This is a genomic window from Streptomyces sp. NPDC054961 (assembly GCF_053609145.1).
Genome location: NZ_JBSGWY010000035.1, coordinates 9,016 through 28,734, shown reverse-complemented (window position 1 = coordinate 28,734; position 19,719 = coordinate 9,016). Strand labels below are relative to the sequence as shown.

20 protein-coding genes and 1 riboswitch are annotated in these 19,719 nt (G+C 73.0%); of the genes, 10 read left to right on the top strand and 10 right to left on the bottom strand.

Features of this window, described 5'->3' with window-relative positions:
• Positions 1–143: 143 nt before the first annotated feature.
• Together ACWF9Z_RS26995 and hisN are read right to left on the bottom strand one after the other, a co-directional pair.
• Positions 144–539 (bottom strand): CBS domain-containing protein, encoded by a 396-nt coding sequence (locus tag ACWF9Z_RS26995; protein ID WP_453606011.1) that lies wholly within the window; start codon positions 537–539, stop codon positions 144–146.
• Positions 540–705: 166 nt separating this feature from the next.
• Complete coding sequence (gene hisN / locus ACWF9Z_RS26990) at positions 706–1,518, bottom strand: histidinol-phosphatase (protein WP_453606009.1); 813 nt, start codon at positions 1,516–1,518, stop codon at positions 706–708.
• A gap of 182 nt (positions 1,519–1,700) precedes the next feature.
• Here hisN and ACWF9Z_RS26985 point away from each other — a divergent pair, with 182 nt between their 5' ends.
• Positions 1,701–2,333 carry a TetR/AcrR family transcriptional regulator gene (locus tag ACWF9Z_RS26985; RefSeq protein WP_453606089.1) on the top strand — a complete coding sequence of 211 codons (633 nt, stop codon included), beginning with the start codon at positions 1,701–1,703 and terminating at the stop codon, positions 2,331–2,333.
• Here ACWF9Z_RS26985 and ACWF9Z_RS26980 read toward each other — a convergent pair.
• From ACWF9Z_RS26980 to ACWF9Z_RS26965, 4 genes are all read right to left on the bottom strand, one after another.
• Complete coding sequence (locus ACWF9Z_RS26980) at positions 2,299–2,622, bottom strand: DMT family transporter (protein WP_069921864.1); 324 nt, start codon at positions 2,620–2,622, stop codon at positions 2,299–2,301. The two genes, ACWF9Z_RS26985 and ACWF9Z_RS26980, sit on opposite strands and share 35 nt — an antisense overlap.
• 120 nt (positions 2,623–2,742) lie before the next feature.
• Positions 2,743–3,753 (bottom strand): ribosome small subunit-dependent GTPase A, encoded by a 1,011-nt coding sequence (gene rsgA / locus ACWF9Z_RS26975; protein ID WP_453606008.1) that lies wholly within the window; start codon positions 3,751–3,753, stop codon positions 2,743–2,745.
• 8 nt (positions 3,754–3,761) lie between these two features.
• Positions 3,762–5,117 carry a 3-phosphoshikimate 1-carboxyvinyltransferase gene (aroA, locus tag ACWF9Z_RS26970; protein ID WP_453606006.1) on the bottom strand — a complete coding sequence of 452 codons (1,356 nt, stop codon included), beginning with the start codon at positions 5,115–5,117 and terminating at the stop codon, positions 3,762–3,764.
• 78 nt (positions 5,118–5,195) lie between these two features.
• A complete protein-coding gene (locus tag ACWF9Z_RS26965; protein WP_453606004.1) occupies positions 5,196–5,909 on the bottom strand; it encodes a M50 family metallopeptidase in 714 nt (237 codons plus the stop codon).
• 52 nt (positions 5,910–5,961) lie between these two features.
• On the opposite strand from ACWF9Z_RS26965, the gene ACWF9Z_RS26960 reads away from it, so the two are divergent.
• The 8 genes from ACWF9Z_RS26960 (at position 5,962) to def (ending at position 13,769) form a co-directional block, all read left to right on the top strand.
• Positions 5,962–6,777 carry an SOS response-associated peptidase gene (locus ACWF9Z_RS26960; RefSeq protein ID WP_453606003.1) on the top strand — a complete coding sequence of 272 codons (816 nt, stop codon included), beginning with the start codon at positions 5,962–5,964 and terminating at the stop codon, positions 6,775–6,777.
• Positions 6,778–6,869: 92 nt separating this feature from the next.
• On the top strand, positions 6,870–7,529 hold the full coding sequence (locus tag ACWF9Z_RS26955; protein ID WP_453606001.1) for an alpha/beta hydrolase family protein: 660 nt from the start codon (positions 6,870–6,872) through the stop codon (positions 7,527–7,529).
• 268 nt (positions 7,530–7,797) lie between these two features.
• The gene (locus ACWF9Z_RS26950) at positions 7,798–8,442 is read left to right on the top strand and encodes a sigma-70 family RNA polymerase sigma factor (RefSeq protein WP_008741505.1); all 645 of its coding nucleotides are present in this window, start codon (positions 7,798–7,800) and stop codon (positions 8,440–8,442) included.
• On the top strand, positions 8,439–8,768 hold the full coding sequence (gene rsrA / locus ACWF9Z_RS26945) for a mycothiol system anti-sigma-R factor (protein ID WP_453606000.1): 330 nt from the start codon (positions 8,439–8,441) through the stop codon (positions 8,766–8,768). The genes ACWF9Z_RS26950 and rsrA overlap by 4 nt, the downstream gene beginning before the upstream one ends.
• Positions 8,769–9,023: 255 nt before the next feature.
• Positions 9,024–10,652: an HD-GYP domain-containing protein gene (locus ACWF9Z_RS26940; protein WP_453606087.1), complete on the top strand. Its 1,629-nt coding sequence runs from the start codon at positions 9,024–9,026 to the stop codon at positions 10,650–10,652.
• A 38-nt stretch (positions 10,653–10,690) separates the two neighbouring features.
• Positions 10,691–11,899, top strand: a complete 1,209-nt coding sequence (locus ACWF9Z_RS26935; RefSeq protein WP_453606085.1) for an HD-GYP domain-containing protein — start codon at positions 10,691–10,693, stop codon at positions 11,897–11,899.
• A gap of 129 nt (positions 11,900–12,028) precedes the next feature.
• Positions 12,029–13,024: a tetratricopeptide repeat protein gene (locus ACWF9Z_RS26930; protein ID WP_453605998.1), complete on the top strand. Its 996-nt coding sequence runs from the start codon at positions 12,029–12,031 to the stop codon at positions 13,022–13,024.
• Positions 13,025–13,118: 94 nt separating this feature from the next.
• On the top strand, positions 13,119–13,769 hold the full coding sequence (gene def / locus ACWF9Z_RS26925; protein WP_453605996.1) for a peptide deformylase: 651 nt from the start codon (positions 13,119–13,121) through the stop codon (positions 13,767–13,769).
• On the opposite strand, the gene ACWF9Z_RS26920 is transcribed toward def, so the two are convergent.
• Positions 13,745–14,743, bottom strand: coding sequence for a helix-turn-helix domain-containing protein (locus ACWF9Z_RS26920; protein WP_453605995.1), 999 nt, complete (start codon positions 14,741–14,743; stop codon positions 13,745–13,747). The two genes, def and ACWF9Z_RS26920, sit on opposite strands and share 25 nt — an antisense overlap.
• A gap of 82 nt (positions 14,744–14,825) precedes the next feature.
• Between ACWF9Z_RS26920 and ACWF9Z_RS26915 the strand changes: the two genes are divergently transcribed.
• Positions 14,826–15,050 carry a hypothetical protein gene (locus tag ACWF9Z_RS26915; protein WP_453605994.1) on the top strand — a complete coding sequence of 75 codons (225 nt, stop codon included), beginning with the start codon at positions 14,826–14,828 and terminating at the stop codon, positions 15,048–15,050.
• 113 nt (positions 15,051–15,163) lie between these two features.
• Here the strand turns inward: ACWF9Z_RS26915 and ACWF9Z_RS26910 are convergent, their stop codons facing one another.
• The 3 genes from ACWF9Z_RS26910 to ACWF9Z_RS26900 form a co-directional block, all read right to left on the bottom strand.
• Positions 15,164–16,180, bottom strand: a complete 1,017-nt coding sequence (locus tag ACWF9Z_RS26910) for a ribonucleotide-diphosphate reductase subunit beta (protein ID WP_453605992.1) — start codon at positions 16,178–16,180, stop codon at positions 15,164–15,166.
• Positions 16,180–18,594 (bottom strand): ribonucleoside-diphosphate reductase subunit alpha, encoded by a 2,415-nt coding sequence (locus tag ACWF9Z_RS26905; RefSeq protein WP_453605990.1) that lies wholly within the window; start codon positions 18,592–18,594, stop codon positions 16,180–16,182. The genes ACWF9Z_RS26910 and ACWF9Z_RS26905 overlap by 1 nt, the downstream gene beginning before the upstream one ends.
• Before the next feature lie 157 nt (positions 18,595–18,751).
• Positions 18,752–18,880, bottom strand: a riboswitch (cobalamin riboswitch).
• 65 nt (positions 18,881–18,945) lie between these two features.
• Positions 18,946–19,443, bottom strand: coding sequence for a GNAT family N-acetyltransferase (locus ACWF9Z_RS26900; RefSeq protein WP_453605988.1), 498 nt, complete (start codon positions 19,441–19,443; stop codon positions 18,946–18,948).
• Positions 19,444–19,719: the final 276 nt, after the last annotated feature.

The window sequence follows — 19,719 nt, the reverse complement described above, 5'->3', positions numbered from 1 at the left end:
GGTCTCTCGCGAGCGTCCTCGGGGCGGGCGGCGGCCCCCCGCCGGCGGCGGGCGTATCGCGCGGGGGGCCTCGCCCGGGGGGGCGGGGGGGCGCCCCCCGGGGGGCGCCCCCCCCCCCCGGCCGTTTTCCGGCTGCCGCGCGGCTATGCGGCCACGTGGCTGCGGCGGGCCGGCGCCCAGAGGCGGATGACGTCGCGCACGGACACGATGCCCACGGGGCCGCCGTGCTCCAGCACGATCAGATGCCGGAAGCCGCCGTGGGCCATCGCCTCGGCGGCTTCCTGCACGGTGGCGTCCGGGGTGCAGAACACCACGTTGTTGGTGGTGTGCGCGCCCACGGACTCCCGGTCGGGATCGTGGCCCGCGCCGAGCGAGTTGAGGATGTCGCGCTCGGTCAGAATGCCGATGCCGCTGTGCTCGGGATCGAGGACGACCGCCGCGCCGACGCGGCGTCCCGACATCAGGCAGGCCGCCTGACGCAGGGTGTGAGTGGGGCCGAGGGTGAGGATCACGGTGCTCATGGCGTCACGGACGAGCATGAAGGGAGCCACCTCCTGGTGAGTCCCCCCGCTTGGGTGGGTGCGCCGCGGAAAAGCCCGCACTGGTGAAGACCTTCACAAGCGCACAAGCGGAGGAGTCCCAGATTCCCACGGTCACGCGGGGTCAGCAAGGAGGCGCGTGGGGGGAGCGCGCCGCGGCGCGCGGTCAGGCGCGGGGGCGCAGCAGGCCGAGCATCTCCTCGTGCAGCAGCCCGTTCGAGGCCGCCGCGTTCCCGCCGTGCACGCCGTCCGCCCCGTCCAGGGAGGTGAAACGGCCGCCGGCCTCCTCGACCACGACCGCCAGGGCGGCCATGTCCCACAGGTTCAGCTCCGGTTCGGCGCACAGGTCGAGCGAGCCCTCGGCGACCATCATGTACGGCCAGAAGTCGCCGTAGCCCCGCGTGCGCCAGCACGCGCGCGTCAGGTCGAGGAAGCCGGGCAGCCGCCCCTGCTCCTCCCAGCCGCCCAGCGAGGAGTAGGCGAAGGAGGCGTCGCCCAGCGTGGCGACCGCGGAGACGCCGAGCCGCGCGGTCCCGCCGAGCGCGCCGCCCGCGTACGCGCCCTGGCCGCGGGCCGCCCACCAGCGGCGGCCGAGGGCCGGCGCGGACACCACGCCGACGACCGGCCGGAACTCCCCGTCGGGGTCCGCGGGGTCGGCCTCCATCAGGGAGATCAGCGTGGCCCAGACGGGGACGCCCCGCACGTAGTTCTTCGTGCCGTCGATCGGGTCCACGACCCAGCGGCGCGGGCCGTCGCCCTTGAGGCCGTACTCCTCGCCCAGGATCGCGTCGGCGGGCCGCGCGGCCGCGATCCCGGCCCGGATGATCTCCTCGGTGGCGGTGTCGGCCTCGCTCACCGGGGTCATGTCGGGCTTCGTCTCGACCTTGAGGTCGAGGGCGCGGAAGCGCTCCATCGTGGCGGCGTCCGCCGCGTCGGCGAGTTCGAGGGCAAGGCGCAGGTCATCGTCATACTCGGGCATGGCCGAACAGTACCGAGACGGCCGGAGCCCGGCGAGCCGCGTCCACGGCGGCGGCCGCCGCGGGAGGGCGCCGCGGCAGTTCAACGCAAGATCCCGAGTGCGCCGGGCGCGGGGGACGGGAACTCTTGACAGGACCTGTCGGTCCGTCAACTCTGACGGAGACGTCAAAGGGGGAGGCAATGGTGCCGACAGCCCGGGAGTCCTTGCTCGAGGCGGCGGGAGCGGCGCTCTCGGCGCGCCCGTGGCCGGCCGTGCGGATGGTGGACGTCGCGGCGTCCGCCGGGGTGTCCCGCCAGACCCTCTACAACGAGTTCGCCGGCAAGACGGGGCTGGGCCACGCCCTGGTCCGGCGCGACGCCGCCTGGTACCTCGACGGTGTGGAGCGGGCCCTGCTGTCCCCGGGGGGCCGCGCCGAGCGCCTGGTGGCGGTCGCCGAGTGGACCCTGCGGGCCTCGCAGGCGCGCCCCCTGGTACGGGCCCTGCTGACGGGGTGCTGGAACGGGAACTTACCCGTGCCGGCCGGCCGGGGGGTCCGGCCGGGGCTGCCGGCCCTCGGGCCCGGGGAACTGGTCCGCTCCGTGCGGGAACGGGCGAGCGCCGCCTTCGCGCCGGCGCGGGAGCCGGGCCGGGCGCAGGGCCGGGAGCCCGTCCGGGAGCCCGGCCGGGAGCAGGAGCAGTGGGCGCAGCGCTGCGAACTCGCCGTGCGCCTCGCGATGTCCTATCTGCTCGCCCCCGCCGACGTGCCGGGGCGGCCCGGCTCCGCCGAACTGCTGCGGCTGTTCAGTGGGCCGAACCCGAAAGCTGAAGGCCGATGACGCCGAGGATGACCAGCGAGATCGAGACGAGCTTGAGCGTGGAGACCAGGTCGCCGAGGAAGACCATTCCGTAGATCGCGGTCCCGGCGGCCCCGATGCCCGTCCACACCGCGTAGGCCGGGCCCACGTCCAGCTTCTTCAGGGCCAGCGTCAGCAGACCGAAGCTGCCGAGCGCGAAGCACGCGAAGGCCACGGTCGGCCACAGCCGGGTGAAGCCGTGCGACAGCTTGAGGCAGACCGCGAAGCCCGTTTCCAGGATTCCGGCGACCACGACCAACAGCCACGCCATGGCGCATGCCTCCCCGCGTCGCGTGACGCGCTCCTGGCCACAGCCGTCGCGCCACTTGGTGCGATTATGCATTTACCAGACACCGCGCGCGGCAAACCCCTTCGGCGGACCGGGCGCCGGTCAGTCGCCCTCGCGCCGCTCCCGCGTCTGGAGCAGCCGGCGCAGCGAGTACAGCCGCGCGGGGTCCGCGTGGCCGTCCTCCACCCACCTGTCGAGCGCGCAGTCCTGCTCGTCGTGGCTGCACGCGCGCGGGCACCCCTCCGTCCCGGGCACCAGCTCGGGGAAGGCCAGGATCACCCGGGACGGGTCCACGTGGTGCAGGCCGAAGGAGCGCACGCCCGGGGTGTCGATGACCCAGCCGTCCGCGCCCGGCAGCGGCAGCGCGAGCGCCGAGGTGGTGGTGTGCCGGCCCCGGCCGGTCACCGCGTTGACCACTCCGGTGGCGCGCTGGCGGCCCTCGGCGACCAGCGAGTTCACCAGCGTGGTCTTGCCGACGCCCGAATGGCCGACGAACGCGGTGATCCGGCCGTTGAGGTACTCGCGCACCCGGTCGGCCGCGTCGCCCGTCGCCAGTTCCTCGCGGTTGGTGACCACGTAGTTCAGGCCGAAGGTCGAGTAGATCTCCAAGATCTTGTCGGCCGAGGTCAGGTCGGACTTCGTCAGCACCAGCAGCGGTTCCAGACCGGCGTCGTACGCGGCCACCAGGCAGCGGTCGATCATCCGGGGCCGCGGCTCCGGGTCGGCCAGCGCCGTCACGATGGCCAGCTGGTCGGCGTTGGCGACGACCACGCGTTCGTACGGGTCGTCGTCGTCGGCCGTGCGCCGCAGGACGGACTTGCGCTCCTCGATCCGCACGATGCGGGCCAAGGTGTCTTTCTTGCCCGTCAGATCGCCGACGATCCAGACCCGGTCGCCGACCACCGCCGCCTTGCGGCCCAGCTCGCGGGCCTTCATGGCGTGCACCGCGCGGTCCTCGACCAGACAGGTGAGCCGTCCCCGGTCGACGGTCAGGACGAAGCCCTCGGCCGCGTCCTCGTGCTTGGGCCGGATGGTCGTCCGCGGCCGGTTGCCCTTGGGATTGGGCCGCTGGCGGATGTCGTCCTCGTCGGTGTGCTTGCCGTACCTGCGCATGGCGGGCCCTACGCTCCCACGCCCGTCGGCGCCGATTTCGCGAGCATGTCCGTCCACATCTTCGGGAAGTCCGGAAGGGTCTTCGCGGTCGTCGCCACGTTCTCGATGAGCACGCCGTCCACGGCGAGGCCGATCACGGCGCCGGCGGTGGCCATCCGGTGGTCGTCGTAGGTGTGGAAGGTGCCGCCGTGCAGCGGGCGCGGCCGGATCCGCAGACCGTCCTCGGTCTCCGTGACGTCGCCGCCCAGCCCGTTGATCTCCTTCGTCAGCGCCGCCAGCCGGTCCGTCTCGTGCAGGCGCAGGTGCCGTACGCCGCGCAGCACCGATTCCGAGTCGGCCAGGGCCGCGACCGCCGCGATGCCCGGGGTCAGCTCGCCGACCTCGCCCAGGTCCACGTCGATGCCGTGGATCTTGCCGGAGCCGGTGAAGACCAGGCCCGCGTCGGTCAGCTCGCAGGAGCCGCCCATCTCGGTGAAGATCCGGCGCAGCGCGTCACCGGGCTGCGTGGTGCGGCGCGGCCAGTCCCGGATGGTGACCGTGCCGCCCGTGATCAGGGCCGCCGCCAGGAAGGGCTGGGCGTTGGAGAGGTCGGGCTCGACGACGAGGTCGCGGCCGAGCAGGGCGCCGGGGGCGACCCGCCAGACGTCCTTCTCGCCGCCGGCCTCGGGGGTGTCGACCTGGGCGCCGGCCGCGCGCAGCATCTCCACCGTCATCCGGATGTGCGGCATGGAGGGCAGGTGGTCGCCCACGTGCCGGACCTCGACGCCCTGGTTGAAGCGCGGGGCGGAGAGCAGCAGCGCGGAGACGAACTGCGAGGAGTTGCTCGCGTCGATCTCGACCGTCCCGCCCTCCAGCGCCCCGCCGCCCTGGACGGTCAGCGGCAGCGCGCCGCGGCCGTCGTCGTCGATACGGGCGCCGAGCGTGCGCAGCGCGCTGATGACCTGGCCGAGGGGGCGCTCGTAGGAGCGCGGGTCGCCGTCGAAGCGGATGTCGCCGGAGGCGAGGGTGGCGACGGGCGGCAGGAAACGCATGACCGTGCCCGCGTTGCCGACGTCGACCGTGGCCGGGCCGTGCAGGGCGGCCGGGATGACGCGCCAGGCCTCGCCGCTGTCGCCCTCGCCGGCGGAGCTGGAGGAGACCGTCTCCTCGATGCCCACGCCCAGCGCGCGCAGCGCGTCGGACATCAGCTGGGAGTCGCGCGAGCGCAGCGGGCGGCGCACCCAGCCCGGCTCGGAGGCGAGCGAGGCGAGCACGAGGGCCCGGTTGGTGACCGACTTCGACCCGGGCACGGTGACGGTGGCGTGGACGGTGCCGTCGGCGAGCGGGGCGGGCCAGAGGGCGTGGAGCGCGGAGGTCTCGGTCATGCCCCCACTTTAGTGGCTTCCCCCGGCCGCAGATCTTGATCGCGGGCCCGTCTCGGAGGTCGGACGGACCGGGAGCGGTCAGAGCGCCAGCAGCCAGCGCCCGCCGCCGATGAGCGAACACAGCGCGACCACGTGGAAGAGCAGCAGCCACACCACCGGGTGCAGGTGGGTGAGGCGTCCCAGCTGGTCCGCGTCCGAGTCCGGGGCTCCGCCGTGCCTGCGCTTCGCCCCCAGCTCGAAGACGGGCCGGACCCCGCCCAGCAGCAGGAACCACACCACGCCGTAGGCGAAGACCGCCTGGACCTCGGCCGGGGCCAGCCAGGAGACCAGGACGAAGGAGGCACCCGTCAGGACCACCGTGAGCAGCCCGTACGCGTTGCGGATCATCACCAGCATCGCCAGGAGCAGGGCGGTCGCCGCCCACAGCAGCAGCGTGATCCGGTGCGCGGAGAGCAGGGCCGCGCCGCCGAGGCCGAGCAGCGAGGGCGCCGTGTACCCGGCGACGGCGGTCAGGACCATCCCGACGCCGGTGGGCTTGCCCCGGCTGACGGTGACCCCGCTGGTGTCCGAGTGCAGCCGTATCCCGTCCAGGCGCCGGCCGGTCAGCAGGGCCAGCAGCCCGTGGCCGCCCTCGTGCGCGATGGTGATCGCGTTGCGCGACAGGCGCCACACCGGACGGGGGCCCACGGCGGCCAGCGCCGCCAGGCCCGTCGCGATCACGAGCCACTGGTCGGGCGCCGCCTGTATGCCCGTGAGCCGGTCCCACAGGCCGGCCGTGGTGCTGCTGTCCATCGGTGGCGGACTCCTTGCGGTCGTGGTCGGATGCCATGGCAGTGTGGCAGGCATGTGCGGAAGGTATGCAGCGAGTCGTCGGCCCGAGGATCTGGTGGAGGCCTTCGGGGTGGAGCGGTGGGAGCCCGAGGAGGCGCTCGCCGCCGACTGGAACGTGGCCCCGACCAAAGAGGTCCACGTGGTCCTCGACCGTCCACTGAAAGACGCTCCGAGCCCGCGTCCGGTTCGCCAGCTGCGGGTCCTGAAATGGGGGCTCGTGCCGTCCTGGGCCCAGAATCCCGACGGCGCCGCCCGGATGATCAACGCCCGGTCCGAGACGATCGCCGAGAAGCCCTCCTTCCGGCGCCCCTTCGCGCTGCGCCGCTGCATCGTCCCGGCCGACGGCTACTACGAATGGGTCACCGCCCACGACGAGCGGCAGCTGGAGGTCGAGGGCAAGAAGAAGAGGGCCCGCAAGCAGCCCTACTTCGTCCTCCCCGGTGACGGCTCCGTCTTCGCCATGGCCGGGATATACGAGTTCTGGCGCGACCGGACCCTGCCCGACGACCATCCGCTCGCCTGGTGGGCCACCTGCTCGGTGATCACCACCGAGGCCGAGACCGGACCGCTCGGCGTCACCCCCGCCGAGGGGCCGCGCTCGCTCGCCGACATCCACCCCCGGATGCCGCTGATGCTCACGCCGGACCGGTGGGACGCCTGGCTGGACCCGGCGCGGACCGACCCCGACGAGCTGCGCGACCTGCTGGCGCCGCCGCCCGGCGGGCTGATGCGCGCCTACCCGGTGTCCACGGCCGTCAGCAACGTGCGCAACAACGGGCCCGAGCTGCTGGAGGAACTGGCCGCGCCCGAGGAGAGCACGCTCTTCTGACCTCTGACCTCTGACCTCTGACCTTTGACTGCTGACTGCCGACCGCGCGTGCGGTGGGCGCGCGCGCCGTCCGCGCCCGGCATGATCGGGGCATGAGCACGCGTACCGAGAGCGTCGACACCCCGGCGGGCGAGGCCCGCATCACCTGGCATCCGGCCGCCGCGGGCGGAGCCCGCCTGGTGCTGGCCCTCGGCCACGGCGCCGGCGGCGGGATCGAGGCCCGGGACCTGCGGTCCCTGGCCGGGGCCCTGCCCGCCCGGGGGATCACCGTGGCCCTGGTCGAGCAGCCCTGGCGGGTCGCCGGGAAGAAGGTCGCCGCCGCGCCCAAGGTGCTCGACGAGGGCTGGCGGGCCGTGTGGCCCGCGCTCGCCCGGCCCGGACTGCCGGTCGTCGCGGGCGGACGCAGCGCGGGGGCCCGCGTGGCCTGCCGGACCGCCGCCGCTCTGGGTGCGGCCGGGGTGCTGGCGCTGGCCTTCCCGCTGCACCCGCCGGGCCGTCCGGAGAAGTCCCGGGCGCAGGAGCTCCTGGGTGCCGGGCGGCCGGCGCTGGTGGTCCAGGGCGGCCGCGACCCCTTCGGGCGGCCGGAGGAGTTCCCGGAGCGGGGGGCGCGCGCGGCCTCGTACGAGCTGGTGGAAGTGGCCTGCGGGGACCACGGATTCGCCGTGCCGAAGAAGGCGGACGTGACGCAGGAGGAAGCCCTGGAGGCGATCACCGGGGCGGTGGCCGAGTGGCTCGCGCGGCTCCCGGTGTGACTCCGGCCGCATACCACCCCCCCTCCGGGGAATGCGCCGCCCGGCCCTTTGGTTGTGCCGGATGTCGGTACGTACGGAGAAGACGTCGGAGGAGAGCGAGCGCATGACCCAGGTCATCAGCCAGAACCGTCCGCAGGCCGCTGACCTGGACTGGACAGTGCTGCCCGCCCCGAAGCGCGGAAAGCTCCGGGCGGCGGCGGACCGGGATGGTCGACTATTCTCCGATTCGAGCGGGTCCGCTTTCGGAGCCGCCACGCAGTCGGAGGAGGTGGGTCCTGTCGCTGGGACCGACGAAGGCCATGCGGAGGAGACGACCCCGGAGCGCAATGCGCGCTTCGAGAGGGACGCCCTCGGCTACCTCGACCAGATGTACTCGGCCGCGCTGCGCATGACGCGCAATCCGGCCGACGCCGAGGACCTGGTCCAGGAGACGTACGCGAAGGCATACGCGTCGTTCCACCAGTTCCGCGAGGGCACCAACCTGAAGGCGTGGCTGTACCGCATTCTGACCAATACCTTCATCAACTCCTACCGGAAGAAGCAGCGCGAACCCCAGCGCAGCGCGGCGGAGGAGATCGAGGACTGGCAGCTCGCGCGCGCCGAGTCGCACATGTCGACCGGGCTGCGTTCCGCCGAGTCGCAGGCGCTCGACCACCTGCCCGATTCGGACGTGAAGGAAGCCCTGCAGGCCATTCCGGAGGAGTTCCGCATCGCGGTCTATCTTGCGGACGTAGAGGGCTTTGCGTACAAGGAGATCGCGGACATCATGGGTACACCCATCGGTACGGTCATGTCGCGACTGCACCGTGGCCGCCGTCAACTCCGCGGAATGCTGGAGGACTACGCCCGTGAGCGCGGGCTCGTCCCCGCCGGCGCGGGAGAGTCGAACGACTTGAAAGGCTCGGGCTCATGAGCTGCGGAGATCCGCACGAGACGGAGTGCTCTGAGGTCCTGGACCACCTTTATGAGTTCCTGGACCACGAGATGCCGGACAGCGACTGCACGAAGTTCGAGACCCACTTCGGCGAGTGCAATCCCTGTCTGGAGAAGTACGGTCTGGAACAGGCCGTGAAGAAGCTGGTGAAGCGCTGCTGCGGTTCGGACGACGTACCGAGTGACCTGCGGTCGAAGGTCATGGGGCGTATCGAACTCATCCGTTCGGGGCAGGCCGTGCCGGATCATGACATCACGGTGGAACCTTCCGGCGCCGAAACCCTGCCGGGATCCACGACCGGCTGAAATCGGCCATTTCGACGGCCGAGCGGCACGCGACGGATCGCTCTCGAACAGCCGCCCCCGGATGAGCACTTCCTTCACTCGAAGGTGGTAATCCGGGGGCGTCCGCATGGTGCAATGCGAAAATGTGGCCCAGCTCGCTCCCGGCCCCACTTATTCTCCCCCTTCGGTACTGGTTTGATTCGGTACCCGGCTTGCACGGCTCAGGGGGAGGAGGTCGCCTTGCGGGTACTTCTGCCGGCGGCGCGCGCCTGCGTCGTGTGCGCCGTCCTCGCCGCGCTGGCGTGCGCACTCCCGGCCCTCTTCGGCCCCGCGACCCCGTGGCCCTCCGTCGCCCTGCTCGGCGCGCTCTACCTCGGCTGCGAACTCGTCAAGGCCCGCCCGCTCCCGCGCCGCCGGGTGCCCGAGGGGCTCGGCTCCTTCTTCCCCGTGGTGCTGGCCGCGGTGTTCCTGCTCCCGCCCGCCGCGGCCGCGCTCGTCGCGCTGCCCGGCGGGCTCGCCGCCCCCGTGGCCGAACGGCCCGCCCGGGTGCGCCGTACGTGGCACGCGGCCCAGCAGGCGATAGCCGCCTGGAGCGCCGGGCAGGTCTACGGGCTGCTCGGCGGACCGGGGGCGCTCGGCGGACCCGGGACGCCGGGGGCGGCCTCCTTCGGCGGGACGGGGCCGCCGTCGGCGGAGCCCGGCGCCGCCTGGGTCGCCGACTTCCCGTACGTGATGCTCCCCGCGGCCGCCGCGGCGGTCGCCTTCTGCCTGGTGCTCACCGCCCTCGACGGCTGCATCCTGGCCGCCGCGGAACGCCGGCCCGCCGCGACCGCCTGGCGCGGACTGCTCACCCGGTCCCTCGCCCCGCACTGCGTCCACGGCCTCGCCGGACTGATGATGGCCGTCCTGTGGCGCAGCCCGTACGGACTTCCGGCCGCCCTGCTCGTCCTGCTGCCGATGTACATCTCCTGCTGGGTCTTCGCCCAGTACCACCGGGAGCGCGCCGCCCACCAGGCCACCATCCGCGCGCTGGTCCAGGCCGTCGACATCAAGGACCGCTACACGCGGGGCCACAGCGAGCGGGTCGGACAGGCCTCCGCGATGATCGCCCGCGAGCTGGGCATGGGCGAGGCACGCCTCGAGGTCGTCCGCATCGCGGGGATCCTGCACGACGTGGGGAAACTGGGCGTCCCCACCCGGCTGCTGCGCAAGGACGGACCGCTGAGTCCCGAGGAGCGCCGGATCATCGAACTGCACCCCGAGTACGGTCACGAGATGGTGCGCGGCATCGGCTTCCTCGGCGAAGCCCGGTCGGCGATCCTGCACCACCACGAGCGGGTGGACGGCTCCGGCTACCCGTACGGGCTGACCGGGGAGCAGATCCCGGTGCTGGCCCGGGTGGTGGCGGTGGCCGACGCCTTCGACGCGATGACGTCGACCAGGTCGTACAGCAGGGCCCGGCCGGTGCCGGTCGCCCTGGCCGAGCTCGAACGCTGCGCGGGGGCGCAGTTCGACCCGGACATGGTGCGGGCACTGACCGACGCGATCGGGCGCCAGGGCTGGCACCCGGTGGTGACCTCGGACGAGGACCTGCAGGTGATCTCCTCGGGCGGTACGGACACGAGCGCCCCCGCGGCCGGCGCCCCCGCCGCACCTTCCGCCACTCCCGCCACACCCTCCACCGCTTCCGCCGCACCCCCCGCCAACCCCGCCCCCTCCGCCCCCGCCGGGGCGCCCGCCGTGGACGGGAACCGGGCCGGGCCGGTGCTCGCGGGGCTTCCCGCCCAGGGGGCCGGCGGCGCGGCGCAGCAGGACGGGGCGGGAGGGCCGGCGCGCGGCTCCGGCGCCCACGGCGGCGGAGCCGAGGGCTCGGCTTCCTCGCCCTCGGCGGGAGCGCCCGCGTGAGGGCATGGGCCGTCGGGATCGTACGGGGCGCCGCCGTGATGCTGACCCTGGCCGCGCTCGGGCACACCCTGTGGAACGGCCTCGCGGACCCGGGCGTCGCGCTCGCCTTCGGCACCCTGATCACCATCGGCGAGCTCGCCCGCCGCGACGCCGTCCTGCGGCACCCGGCGCCGCTCGGCTCCGCCGGGGCGCTCGCGTACGCCCTGCTCGGGCAGAGCGCCGGGCAGCCGACCCACCACGGGGTCCTGCAGACCGTCGCGGTCGCCGTCGCGGCCGCCCTCGCCGGGATCGTCCCCCACATCGCCCGGGGCCGCTGCCCCGCCCCGGACCACCTCGCCCGCCGGGTCCTCACCGTCACCTTCGCCGCCGTCTGCTTCCTGCCGCTCCACCACTCCGGCCAGCTGGAGGACCGGGTCGGGCAGGGCCCGTACCTCGTGCTCTTCCTGGTCTTCCTGCTCGGCCTCACCGCCCTCTGCGACGCCGTCCTCACCGCCCTCCTCTCCGGGGCCCGCACCGGCTGGCCCTTCGGCCCGCTGCTCCGCGACGAGCTGCGCGCGCAGCTGGGCATCGGCTCGGCGATCTGCGCCACCGGGGTGGTCATGGCCCTCGGCGTCGCCGTCGCGGGCCTGTGGGCGCTGCCCGTCTTCAGCGTGCCGCTCCTGCTGACCCAGCTGTCCTTCCACCGGATCACGGCCGTCCGCACCACCTACCGCCAGACCATCACCTCGCTGGCCCGCGCCACCGAGATCGCCGGGTACACCCGGCCCGGCCACTCCCGCCGGGTCGCCGCCCTCAGCTGCGCCGTCGGCCGGGAGCTCGGCCTCTCGGAGCGGGACCTCACGGTCCTGGAGTACGCCGCCCTGATGCACGACATCGGGCAGCTCTCCCTCGTCGACCCGGTCCCGGCCGGGGCCACCGCCGGGCTGCCCGCCGCCGAAGCCCGCCGGATCGCCGGGCTGGGCGGGGAGGTGGCCCGCCAGACCGGGGTCCCCGCCGAGGTGGCGGTGGTGGTGGAGCTGCAGGCCGACCCGTACCGTGAGCAGCCCGTCGCCGCACGGATCGTGCGCGCGGTCAACGCGTACGACGACCTCGTCGGCGGGACCCGTCACCCGGGCGGCTCACTGGAGGCCCTGGAGCGGCTCCGTCTGGGCACCGGGCACGACTATCAGCCAGAAGTGGTGGAATGTCTGGCCAGGGTGCTCGCCCGGGGCGGACGTGCCAGAGTCGTACCCGTCCCGCCTGGGTAACCCATGGGTAATGAGCGGCCGTCCGAGTGGGCATGGTTGGATGCCAGTAAGGGTGTCCGCGGTAAGAAGTGTCAGTGTGAGCGTCCGCAAGGCTGCACCGTTGCATCGTCGGACCGGCAGGCGGGAATCGTGAGGATCTTCGGGAAGGTACGGCACAGGCCCTCCGCCTCGTGGCGGCAGGCCACTGACCGCGCGTTCACGCTGATCGGCGACGGTCGGTACGAGGACGCGGGAGCTCTGCTGACCAGAGCCGCGGACCTCGAACCCTGGCTGTCCGAGTCCTGGTTCAACCTGGCCCTGCTGCACAAGTTCCGCCACGACTGGGAGCAGGCGCGGGCCGCTGGGCTGCGCGCCGTGGCCCTGCTCGACCGGGAGACCGGCGCCCCGGACTGGTGGAACGTGGGGATCGCCGCGACCGCGCTGCAGGACTGGCCGCTGGCCCGCCGCGCCTGGCAGGCGTACGGGCTGAAGGTGCCCGGGGACCCGCACGGCGCGGGCGGCGGCGGTGAACCGGTGGGCATGGAGCTGGGCAGCGCGGCCGTCAGGCTGTCGCCCGAGGGCGAGGCCGAGGTGGTCTGGGGCCGCCGGCTGGACCCGGCCCGCATGGAGGTCCTGTCGATCCCCCTGCCCTCCTCGGGGCGGCGCTGGGGCGAGGTGGTCCTGCACGACGGGGTCCCGCACGGCGAGCGCATCACCGCGGCCGGGCCCTCGTACCCCGTCTTCGACGAGATCGAGCTGTGGGCGCCGTCCCCGGTGCCCACCTGGGTGGTCCTGCTGGAGGCGGCCACCGAGGCCGATCGCAACGCCCTGGAGCAGCTGGCCTCCGACGCGGGCTTCGCCGCCGAGGACTGGTCCTCGTCCGTGCGGCTGCTGTGCCGCACCTGCTCGGAGAGCGCGATGCCGAGCGGCGAGGGCGACGGCGAGCACCTGGACCCGCACGACCACAGCGAGCCGGGGCACCCCGGTCCGCTGGGGCACCGTACGACCGGGTCCGGGTCCCTGTGGGTGCCCGAGCGCGAGTGCGGGATCGCGGCGCCGCCCGGTCTGGTGCGCGGGCTGCTCGACGGATGGGTCGCGGACAGCCCGGACACCCGGGAGTGGCGGGATCTCGAGGAAGTCTGCTGAGCGGGGGCCGTAGGCTGTACCGGCACATCAGTACGGGCACACCAGTGACGTGGTGCGTGACGGACCGGGACTTACGGAAGGCGTACGGGCGGACATGGCACAGCAGGAGAACGACGTGGTCGAGGTCGGAGTCGTCGGTGGGGCGAACGACGGTTACGTCGTGGACACCGAGGACTGTGAGGCGCGCGAGCTGGCCCACCGCGAGCGCGGCACGGCGCGTCCCATCACGGTCGTCGGCAACCCGGTCCTGCACCGGGAGTGCAAGGACGTCACCGAGTTCGGCGACGAGCTGGCGCAGCTGATCGACGACATGTTCGCCAGCCAGAAGGCCGCCGAGGGCGTGGGCCTGGCCGCGAACCAGATCGGCGTGGACGCCAAGGTCTTCGTCTACGACTGCCCGGACGACGACGGCAACCGCCACACGGGCGTCGTGGTCAACCCGAAGCTGGTCGAGCTGCCGGCCGCCGCGCGGGTCCTGGACGACTCGAACGAGGGCTGCCTGTCCGTGCCGACCGCGTACGCCGCGCTGGCCCGCCCGGACTACGCGGAGGTCACCGGCCAGGACGCGCTGGGCAACCCGGTCAAGGTCCGGGGCACCGGCTACTTCGCGCGCTGCCTCCAGCACGAGACCGACCACCTGTACGGGTACCTGTACATCGACCGGCTCTCCAAGCGCGACCGCAAGGACGCGCTGAAGCAGATGGAAGAGGGCACCCCGCGCTACGAGACGGTCCCGAACGCCTGAGCCGTCCGGGCCACGGCCCGCGGACCCCGGAAGGCGCGCCGGAAGGCGTTCGGCGTGGTGCCCAGGGTCCGCAGGAAGTGATGGCGCAGCGCGGGCGCGCCGCCGAAGCCGCAGCGGCCCGCGATGGAGTCGACGGTGTCGTCCGTCGACTCCAGCAGCTCCTGGGCCAGCAGCACCCGCTGGCGCAGCACCCACTGGTACGGGGTGGTGCCGGTCTCCTGCAGGAAGCGGCGCGCGAAGGTGCGCGGGGACATGTGCGCCCGCTCCGCGAGCTGCTCCACGGTGATCTCCGCCTCCAGGTGGCGGGCCATCCAGCCGATCACCTCCCCGACCGTGTCGCAGGCGGTGCGGGGGAGCGGGCGCTGGATGTACTGGGCCTGCCCGCCGTCCCGGTGGGGCGGTACGACCATCCGCCGGGCGATGGTGTTGGCCACCTCCGCCCCGTGCTCCTGGCGGACCACGTGCAGGCAGGCGTCGATGCCCGAGGCGGTGCCGGCCGAGGTGATCACCGTGCCCTCGTCCACGTAGAGCACGTCCGGGTCGACCCGCGCCCGCGGGAAACGGCGGGCCAGCGCGGGGGCGTGCATCCAGTGGGTGGTGCAGCGCCGCCCGTCCAGCAGGCCGGCCGCGCCCAGCACGAAGGCGCCGCTGCACACGCTGAGCACCCGCGCGCCCCGGTCCGAGGCCCGGCGGAGCACGTCGAGGAACGGCTCGGGGTACTCCCGCACGGGGGCCCGCCGGTCGGCGGGCAGGCAGATCAGGTCCGCTTCCTCCAGCCGTTCCAGGCCGTGCGCGGGCGCGATGGCGAAGCCGACGTCGGCCATGGTCAGCGACCCCTCCTCGGCCGCGCACACGGCGAAGTCGTACACCGGCAGGCCCTGGGCGCTGCGGTCGATCCCGAAGACCTCGCAGAAGATCCCGAACTCGAAGGGGGCGACTCCGTCGACGAGCGCCACGGCCACGTTGGTCAGCATGGATCCAGTGTGGCAGTAATTCGCTCTTCGGCGACAGTCCTGCCACTGTCCGATCATGGCCGATCAGGCGGACAGTGGAGGTATGAGCACTTATCTGAACTACCTCGCCGTCCTGGCCGTCGCGGCCGTACTGCTCGGGCCCGGCCTGTACGGGGCCTGGCGCGAACGGCGGATCGACCGGGAGCTGCGGGCCGCCGAGACCCGGCGGGTGTGGCTGCCGCGCCAGCGGGCGGGCGGTCTCCCGCCCACCCCGCGCAGGCGCGGCATCCGGTTCGGCGCCCGGCGCCGGGGTCACCTGGCTCACTGAGCCCGGCCCCGGCTGCCCCCCGCCCCGGCCCGTCCCGCCCCGGCCCCGAACGCGAGGAGCCGGGACGCGGACATCCGTCGCGTTCCGGCTCCCGGCACACCTGCTCGTACGGGCTAGAAGTCCTCGTCCAGGTCGACCGTGCCCTCGACCGCGACCTGGTAGGCCGACGGACGGCGCTCGAAGAAGTTCGTCAGTTCCTGGACGCCCTGGAGCTCCATGAAGGAGAACGGGTTCTGCGAGCCGTAGACCGGCGCGAAGCCGAGCCGGACCAGGCGCTGGTCCGCGACGCACTCCAGGTACTCGCGCATCGACTCGGTGTTCATGCCCGGCAGGCCGTCACCGCACAGGTCGCGGCCGAACTGGAGCTCGGCCTCGACGGCCTCCTTCAGCATGTCGGTGACCTGCTCGCGGAGTTCCTCGTCGAAGAGCTCCGGCTCCTCCTTGCGGACCGTGTCCACGACCTCGAAGGCGAAGTTCATGTGCATGGTCTCGTCGCGGAACACCCAGTTGGTGCCCGTGGCCAGCCCGTGCAGCAGACCCCGCGAGCGGAACCAGTACACGTACGCGAAGGCGCCGTAGAAGAACAGGCCCTCGATGCACGCGGCGAAGCAGATCAGGTTCAGCAGGAAGCGGCGGCGGTCGGCCTGCGTCTCCAGCCGGTCCAGCTTCTCGACCTCGTTGATCCACTTGAAGCAGAACTGCGCCTTCTCGCGGATCGACGGGATCTCCTCGACCGCGTCGAAGGCGGCCGCGCGGTCGTCCGGGTTCGGGAGGTAGGTGTCCAGCAGCGTCAAGTAGAACTGGACGTGCACGGCCTCCTCGAACAGCTGGCGCGACAGGTACAGGCGCGCCTCCGGGGAGTTGATGTGCTTGTACAGCGTCAGCACGAGGTTGTTGGAGACGATCGAGTCGCCCGTCGCGAAGAACGCGACCAGCCGGCCGATCATGTGCTGTTCGGCGGGCGTCAGTTTGGCGAGGTCGGCCACGTCCGAGTGGAGGTCGACCTCCTCGACCGTCCAGGTGTTCTTGATCGCGTCCCGGTAGCGCTCGTAGAAGTCCGGGTAGCGCATGGGGCGCAGGGTGAGCTCGAAGCCCGGGTCCAGGAGGTTCTTGGTCTCGTGGGAGCTCATTACTGGCAGGCCTCGCAGGACTCGGGGTTCTCAAGGGAGCAGGCGAGCGCTTCCGCGGCCGCCGCGTCGGCGGCGGCATCGGCATCGGCCAGCGGGAGCGCCGCGGGAGTGGCGGCCTGCGCGGCGCGGGCGATCTTCGTCGCCGGGCGCGAGCGCAGGTAGTACGTGGTCTTCAGGCCCTGCTTCCAGGCGTACGCGTACATCGAGGACAGCTTCCCGATGGTCGGCGTCTCCAGGAACAGGTTCAGCGACTGGGACTGGTCGAGGAACGGCGTACGGGCCGCGGCCATGTCGATCAGGCCGCGCTGCGGGATCTCCCACGCCGTGCGGTACAGCGCGCGCACCTCGGCCGGGATCCAGCCGAAGCCCTGGACGGAGCCGCTGGACTCGCGCAGCGCCTCGCGGGTCTGGGCGTCCCAGACGCCGAGCCGCTTGAGCTCCTGCACCAGGTAGCCGTTGACCTGGAGGAACTCCCCGCTCAGGGTCTCGCGCTTGAAGAGGTTGGAGACCTGCGGCTCGATGCACTCGTACACGCCCGCGATGGAGGCGATGGTCGCCGTCGGGGCGATCGCGAGGAGCAGCGAGTTGCGCATGCCGGACTTCGCGACCCGGGCGCGCAGCGCGTCCCAGCGCTCCGGCCAGTTCAGCTCGACGTCGTAGTGGTCGGGGTGCAGGACGCCCCGGGCGGTACGGGTCTGCTCCCAGGCGGGGAGCGGGCCGCTGCGCTCGGCCAGGTCGCACGAGGCCTCGTACGCCGCGAGCATGATGCGCTCGGAGAGCTTCGTGGAGAGCGCCTTCGCCTCGGGGGAGTCGAAGGGGAGCTTCAGCTGGAAGAAGACGTCCTGGAGGCCCATCGCGCCCAGACCCACCGGGCGCCAGCGGGCGTTGGAGCGGCCGGCCTGCTCGGTCGGGTAGAAGTTGATGTCCACCACGCGGTCGAGGAAGGTCACGGCGGTGCGGACGGTCTCGTCCAGCCGCTCCCAGTCGATCTCGCCGGTCTCCACCAGGACGAAGGCGCCGAGGTTGACCGAGCCGAGGTTGCAGACGGCCGTCTCGCCGTCGTCGGTGACCTCGATGATCTCGGTGCACAGGTTCGAGGAGTGGACGACGCTGCCCGGCTCGGCGGTCTGGTTCGCCGTGCGGTTGGAGGCGTCCTTGAAGGTCATCCAGCCCTGGCCGGTCTGCGCGAGGGTGCGCATCATCCGGCCGTACAGGTCGCGGGCGGGCATGGTCTTGCGGGCCAGGCCCGCGGCCTCGGCCGCGCGGTAGGCGGCGTCGAACGCGTCGCCCCACAGGTCGACCAGCTCGGGGACGTCGGCCGGGGAGAACAGCGACCAGTCGGCGTCGGCGTTCACGCGGCGCATGAACTCGTCCGGCACCCAGTGGGCCAGGTTCAGGTTGTGGGTACGGCGCTGGTCCTCTCCGGTGTTGTCGCGCAGCTCCAGGAACTCCTCGATGTCCGCGTGCCAGGTCTCCAGGTAGACCGCGGCCGCGCCCTTGCGGCGGCCGCCCTGGTTCACGGCGGCGACGGAGGCGTCGAGGGTCTTCAGGAACGGCACGATGCCGTTGGAGTGGCCGTTCGTCCCGCGGATCAGGGAGCCGCGGGCGCGGATGCGGGAGTACGAGAGGCCGATGCCGCCGGCGTGCTTGGAGAGGCGGGCGACCTGGTGGTAGCGGTCGTAGATCGAGTCGAGCTCGTCCAGCGGGGAGTCCAGCAGGTAGCAGGAGGACATCTGCGGGTGCCGGGTACCGGAGTTGAAGAGGGTGGGGGAGGACGGCAGGTAGTCGAGGCGGCTCATCAGCCGGTACAGCGAGGCCACTTCCTCGAGGGCCTGCATGCTCTCGTCCTCGGCCAGACCGGCGGCCACGCGCAGCATGAAGAACTGCGGGGTCTCGATGACCTGGCGGGTGATCGGGTGGCGCAGCAGGTAGCGGCTGTGCAGGGTGCGCAGGCCGAAGAAGCCGAAGCGGTCGTCGGCGCCCTCGGTGAGCGCGTGCTCGACCAGCGCGTCGAGGCGGCTCGCGTGGACGCGGACGAACGCGGCCGTGCGGTCGGCGATCAGGCCCTCGCGGTGGCCCACCTCGACGGACTGCGAGAACGAGCGGGCGCCCTGGCCGGCGGCCTCGTCGCGGACGGCCAGCGTCAGCAGGCGGGCGGCGAGGCGGGAGTACGCCGGGTCCTCGGAGATCAGGCCGGCGGCCGCCTCGGTGGCGAGCGTACGGAGCTCCGCCTCGTCGGCGGCGGCGCTGCGGCCGCGCAGCGCGGCGGCGGCGACCCGGCCCGGGTCGGTGTCGGGCAGATCGGCGGTCAGCTCGGTGAGGGTGCGCAACAGCGCGGCCCCGGGGCCCCCGGCGACAGCGGCGCTTGCGGACGGGTCGGACGCGGCGCGCGGTGCGGAAGGCGCGATGGTCACGGGGGGAGCTCTCCCTCGCTCGGCTCCGGGAACACCGCCGTGGCGGGGCGCGAGGGGGCGCGCGCGGGAAGGCACGGGCCCGGCAGGGCACGCATACGCCACGCGGCGTCCACCGGCCCAACCGCGAGGCCCGGACGAATCGGCACCCGGTTCGGTCGACCCGGGCGGGCTGTCGACAGGTCCTCGGACTTGTGAACGCCCGGAGCAGGTCAGGGCATTTCATACCGTTGCGGGACAGTTCCGGATTCTCACCGGATTCCCCTGCGACGACAGCGAGCATGAGCATACATGTGGGGGCCGGTGCTTGCGGTGGCCCCCACATGTTGTGTCGTCCCCCTGGGTGGCGCGCAGTTACAGCTCGACGCGGTACGTGAGCAGAGGGAGACCCGGAACCGGGTACCAGTCCCGCTCCGGCGTCCGTACGAAGCCCAGCCGGTCGTAGATCCGGTGCGCCCCGAGCATCTTCTCCGTGGTCGACAGCGCCAGGCGGGTCACCCCGTCGAGGTCCTGGGCGCGGGCCATGCAGGCCCGCACCAGGGCCTCGCCCGCGCCCCGGCCGCGGGCCTGCGGGGAGACGGCCAGCATCCGGAACTCGGCCTCGCCGGGGCCGGCGATCTGGGCCAGCGGGCTGCCGGGAGGGGCGAACGTCACATTGCCGAGCAGCGTGCCCTCGTACTCCGCGACGATGACCTCCGCGTCGGCGGCCCGGCCGGCGACGTCGCGCAGCCGGTCCAGGTAGGGGTCGTCCTCGGCGAAGTCCAGCAGCTCGTCGCGGAGGTACGCCTGTGCGGTGAGTTCGCCCAGTTCTTCGTATTCGGCGGCCGCTGCCGCCCTGATGACGATGTCCATCTCTCTCCTTGCGCGGCAATCCGGCTGTGAGCGGAGCAGTACGCTGTGTACATGCTTCGGCAGCGGTCAGGGCTTGGCCGTCATGAGACTCCTTGGAGTTGAGTGAGAAGCCGCCTCGTTTGCGAGGGGGAGGAGTCACGGCACCGAGTGTGCGACGAGAGGGGGGGGGGGGGGGGGGGGGGGCGGCGGCGCGCGGGGCGGCGGGGGCGGCCTGAGAATGAAGGTGGAGACCCGACAGAGCACGCCCGACGGCGCGCGCGCGGGGGCCCGGGGGAC

Bases quoted from the DNA above. Each gene is read 5' to 3' on its own strand.
- ACWF9Z_RS26995 (WP_453606011.1), bottom strand. From the start codon at position 539: ATGCTCGTCCGTGACGCCATGAGCACCGTGATCCTCACCCTCGGCCCC.
- hisN (WP_453606009.1), bottom strand. From the start codon at position 1,518: ATGCCCGAGTATGACGATGACCTGCGCCTTGCCCTCGAACTCGCCGAC.
- ACWF9Z_RS26980 (WP_069921864.1), bottom strand. From the start codon at position 2,622: ATGGCGTGGCTGTTGGTCGTGGTCGCCGGAATCCTGGAAACGGGCTTC.
- rsgA (WP_453606008.1), bottom strand. From the start codon at position 3,753: ATGCGCAGGTACGGCAAGCACACCGACGAGGACGACATCCGCCAGCGG.
- aroA (WP_453606006.1), bottom strand. From the start codon at position 5,117: ATGACCGAGACCTCCGCGCTCCACGCCCTCTGGCCCGCCCCGCTCGCC.
- ACWF9Z_RS26965 (WP_453606004.1), bottom strand. From the start codon at position 5,909: ATGGACAGCAGCACCACGGCCGGCCTGTGGGACCGGCTCACGGGCATA.
- ACWF9Z_RS26960 (WP_453606003.1), top strand. From the start codon at position 5,962: ATGTGCGGAAGGTATGCAGCGAGTCGTCGGCCCGAGGATCTGGTGGAG.
- ACWF9Z_RS26955 (WP_453606001.1), top strand. From the start codon at position 6,870: ATGAGCACGCGTACCGAGAGCGTCGACACCCCGGCGGGCGAGGCCCGC.
- rsrA (WP_453606000.1), top strand. From the start codon at position 8,439: ATGAGCTGCGGAGATCCGCACGAGACGGAGTGCTCTGAGGTCCTGGAC.
- ACWF9Z_RS26935 (WP_453606085.1), top strand. From the start codon at position 10,691: ATGCTGACCCTGGCCGCGCTCGGGCACACCCTGTGGAACGGCCTCGCG.
- def (WP_453605996.1), top strand. From the start codon at position 13,119: ATGGCACAGCAGGAGAACGACGTGGTCGAGGTCGGAGTCGTCGGTGGG.
- ACWF9Z_RS26920 (WP_453605995.1), bottom strand. From the start codon at position 14,743: ATGCTGACCAACGTGGCCGTGGCGCTCGTCGACGGAGTCGCCCCCTTC.
- ACWF9Z_RS26915 (WP_453605994.1), top strand. From the start codon at position 14,826: ATGAGCACTTATCTGAACTACCTCGCCGTCCTGGCCGTCGCGGCCGTA.
- ACWF9Z_RS26910 (WP_453605992.1), bottom strand. From the start codon at position 16,180: ATGAGCTCCCACGAGACCAAGAACCTCCTGGACCCGGGCTTCGAGCTC.
- ACWF9Z_RS26900 (WP_453605988.1), bottom strand. From the start codon at position 19,443: ATGGACATCGTCATCAGGGCGGCAGCGGCCGCCGAATACGAAGAACTG.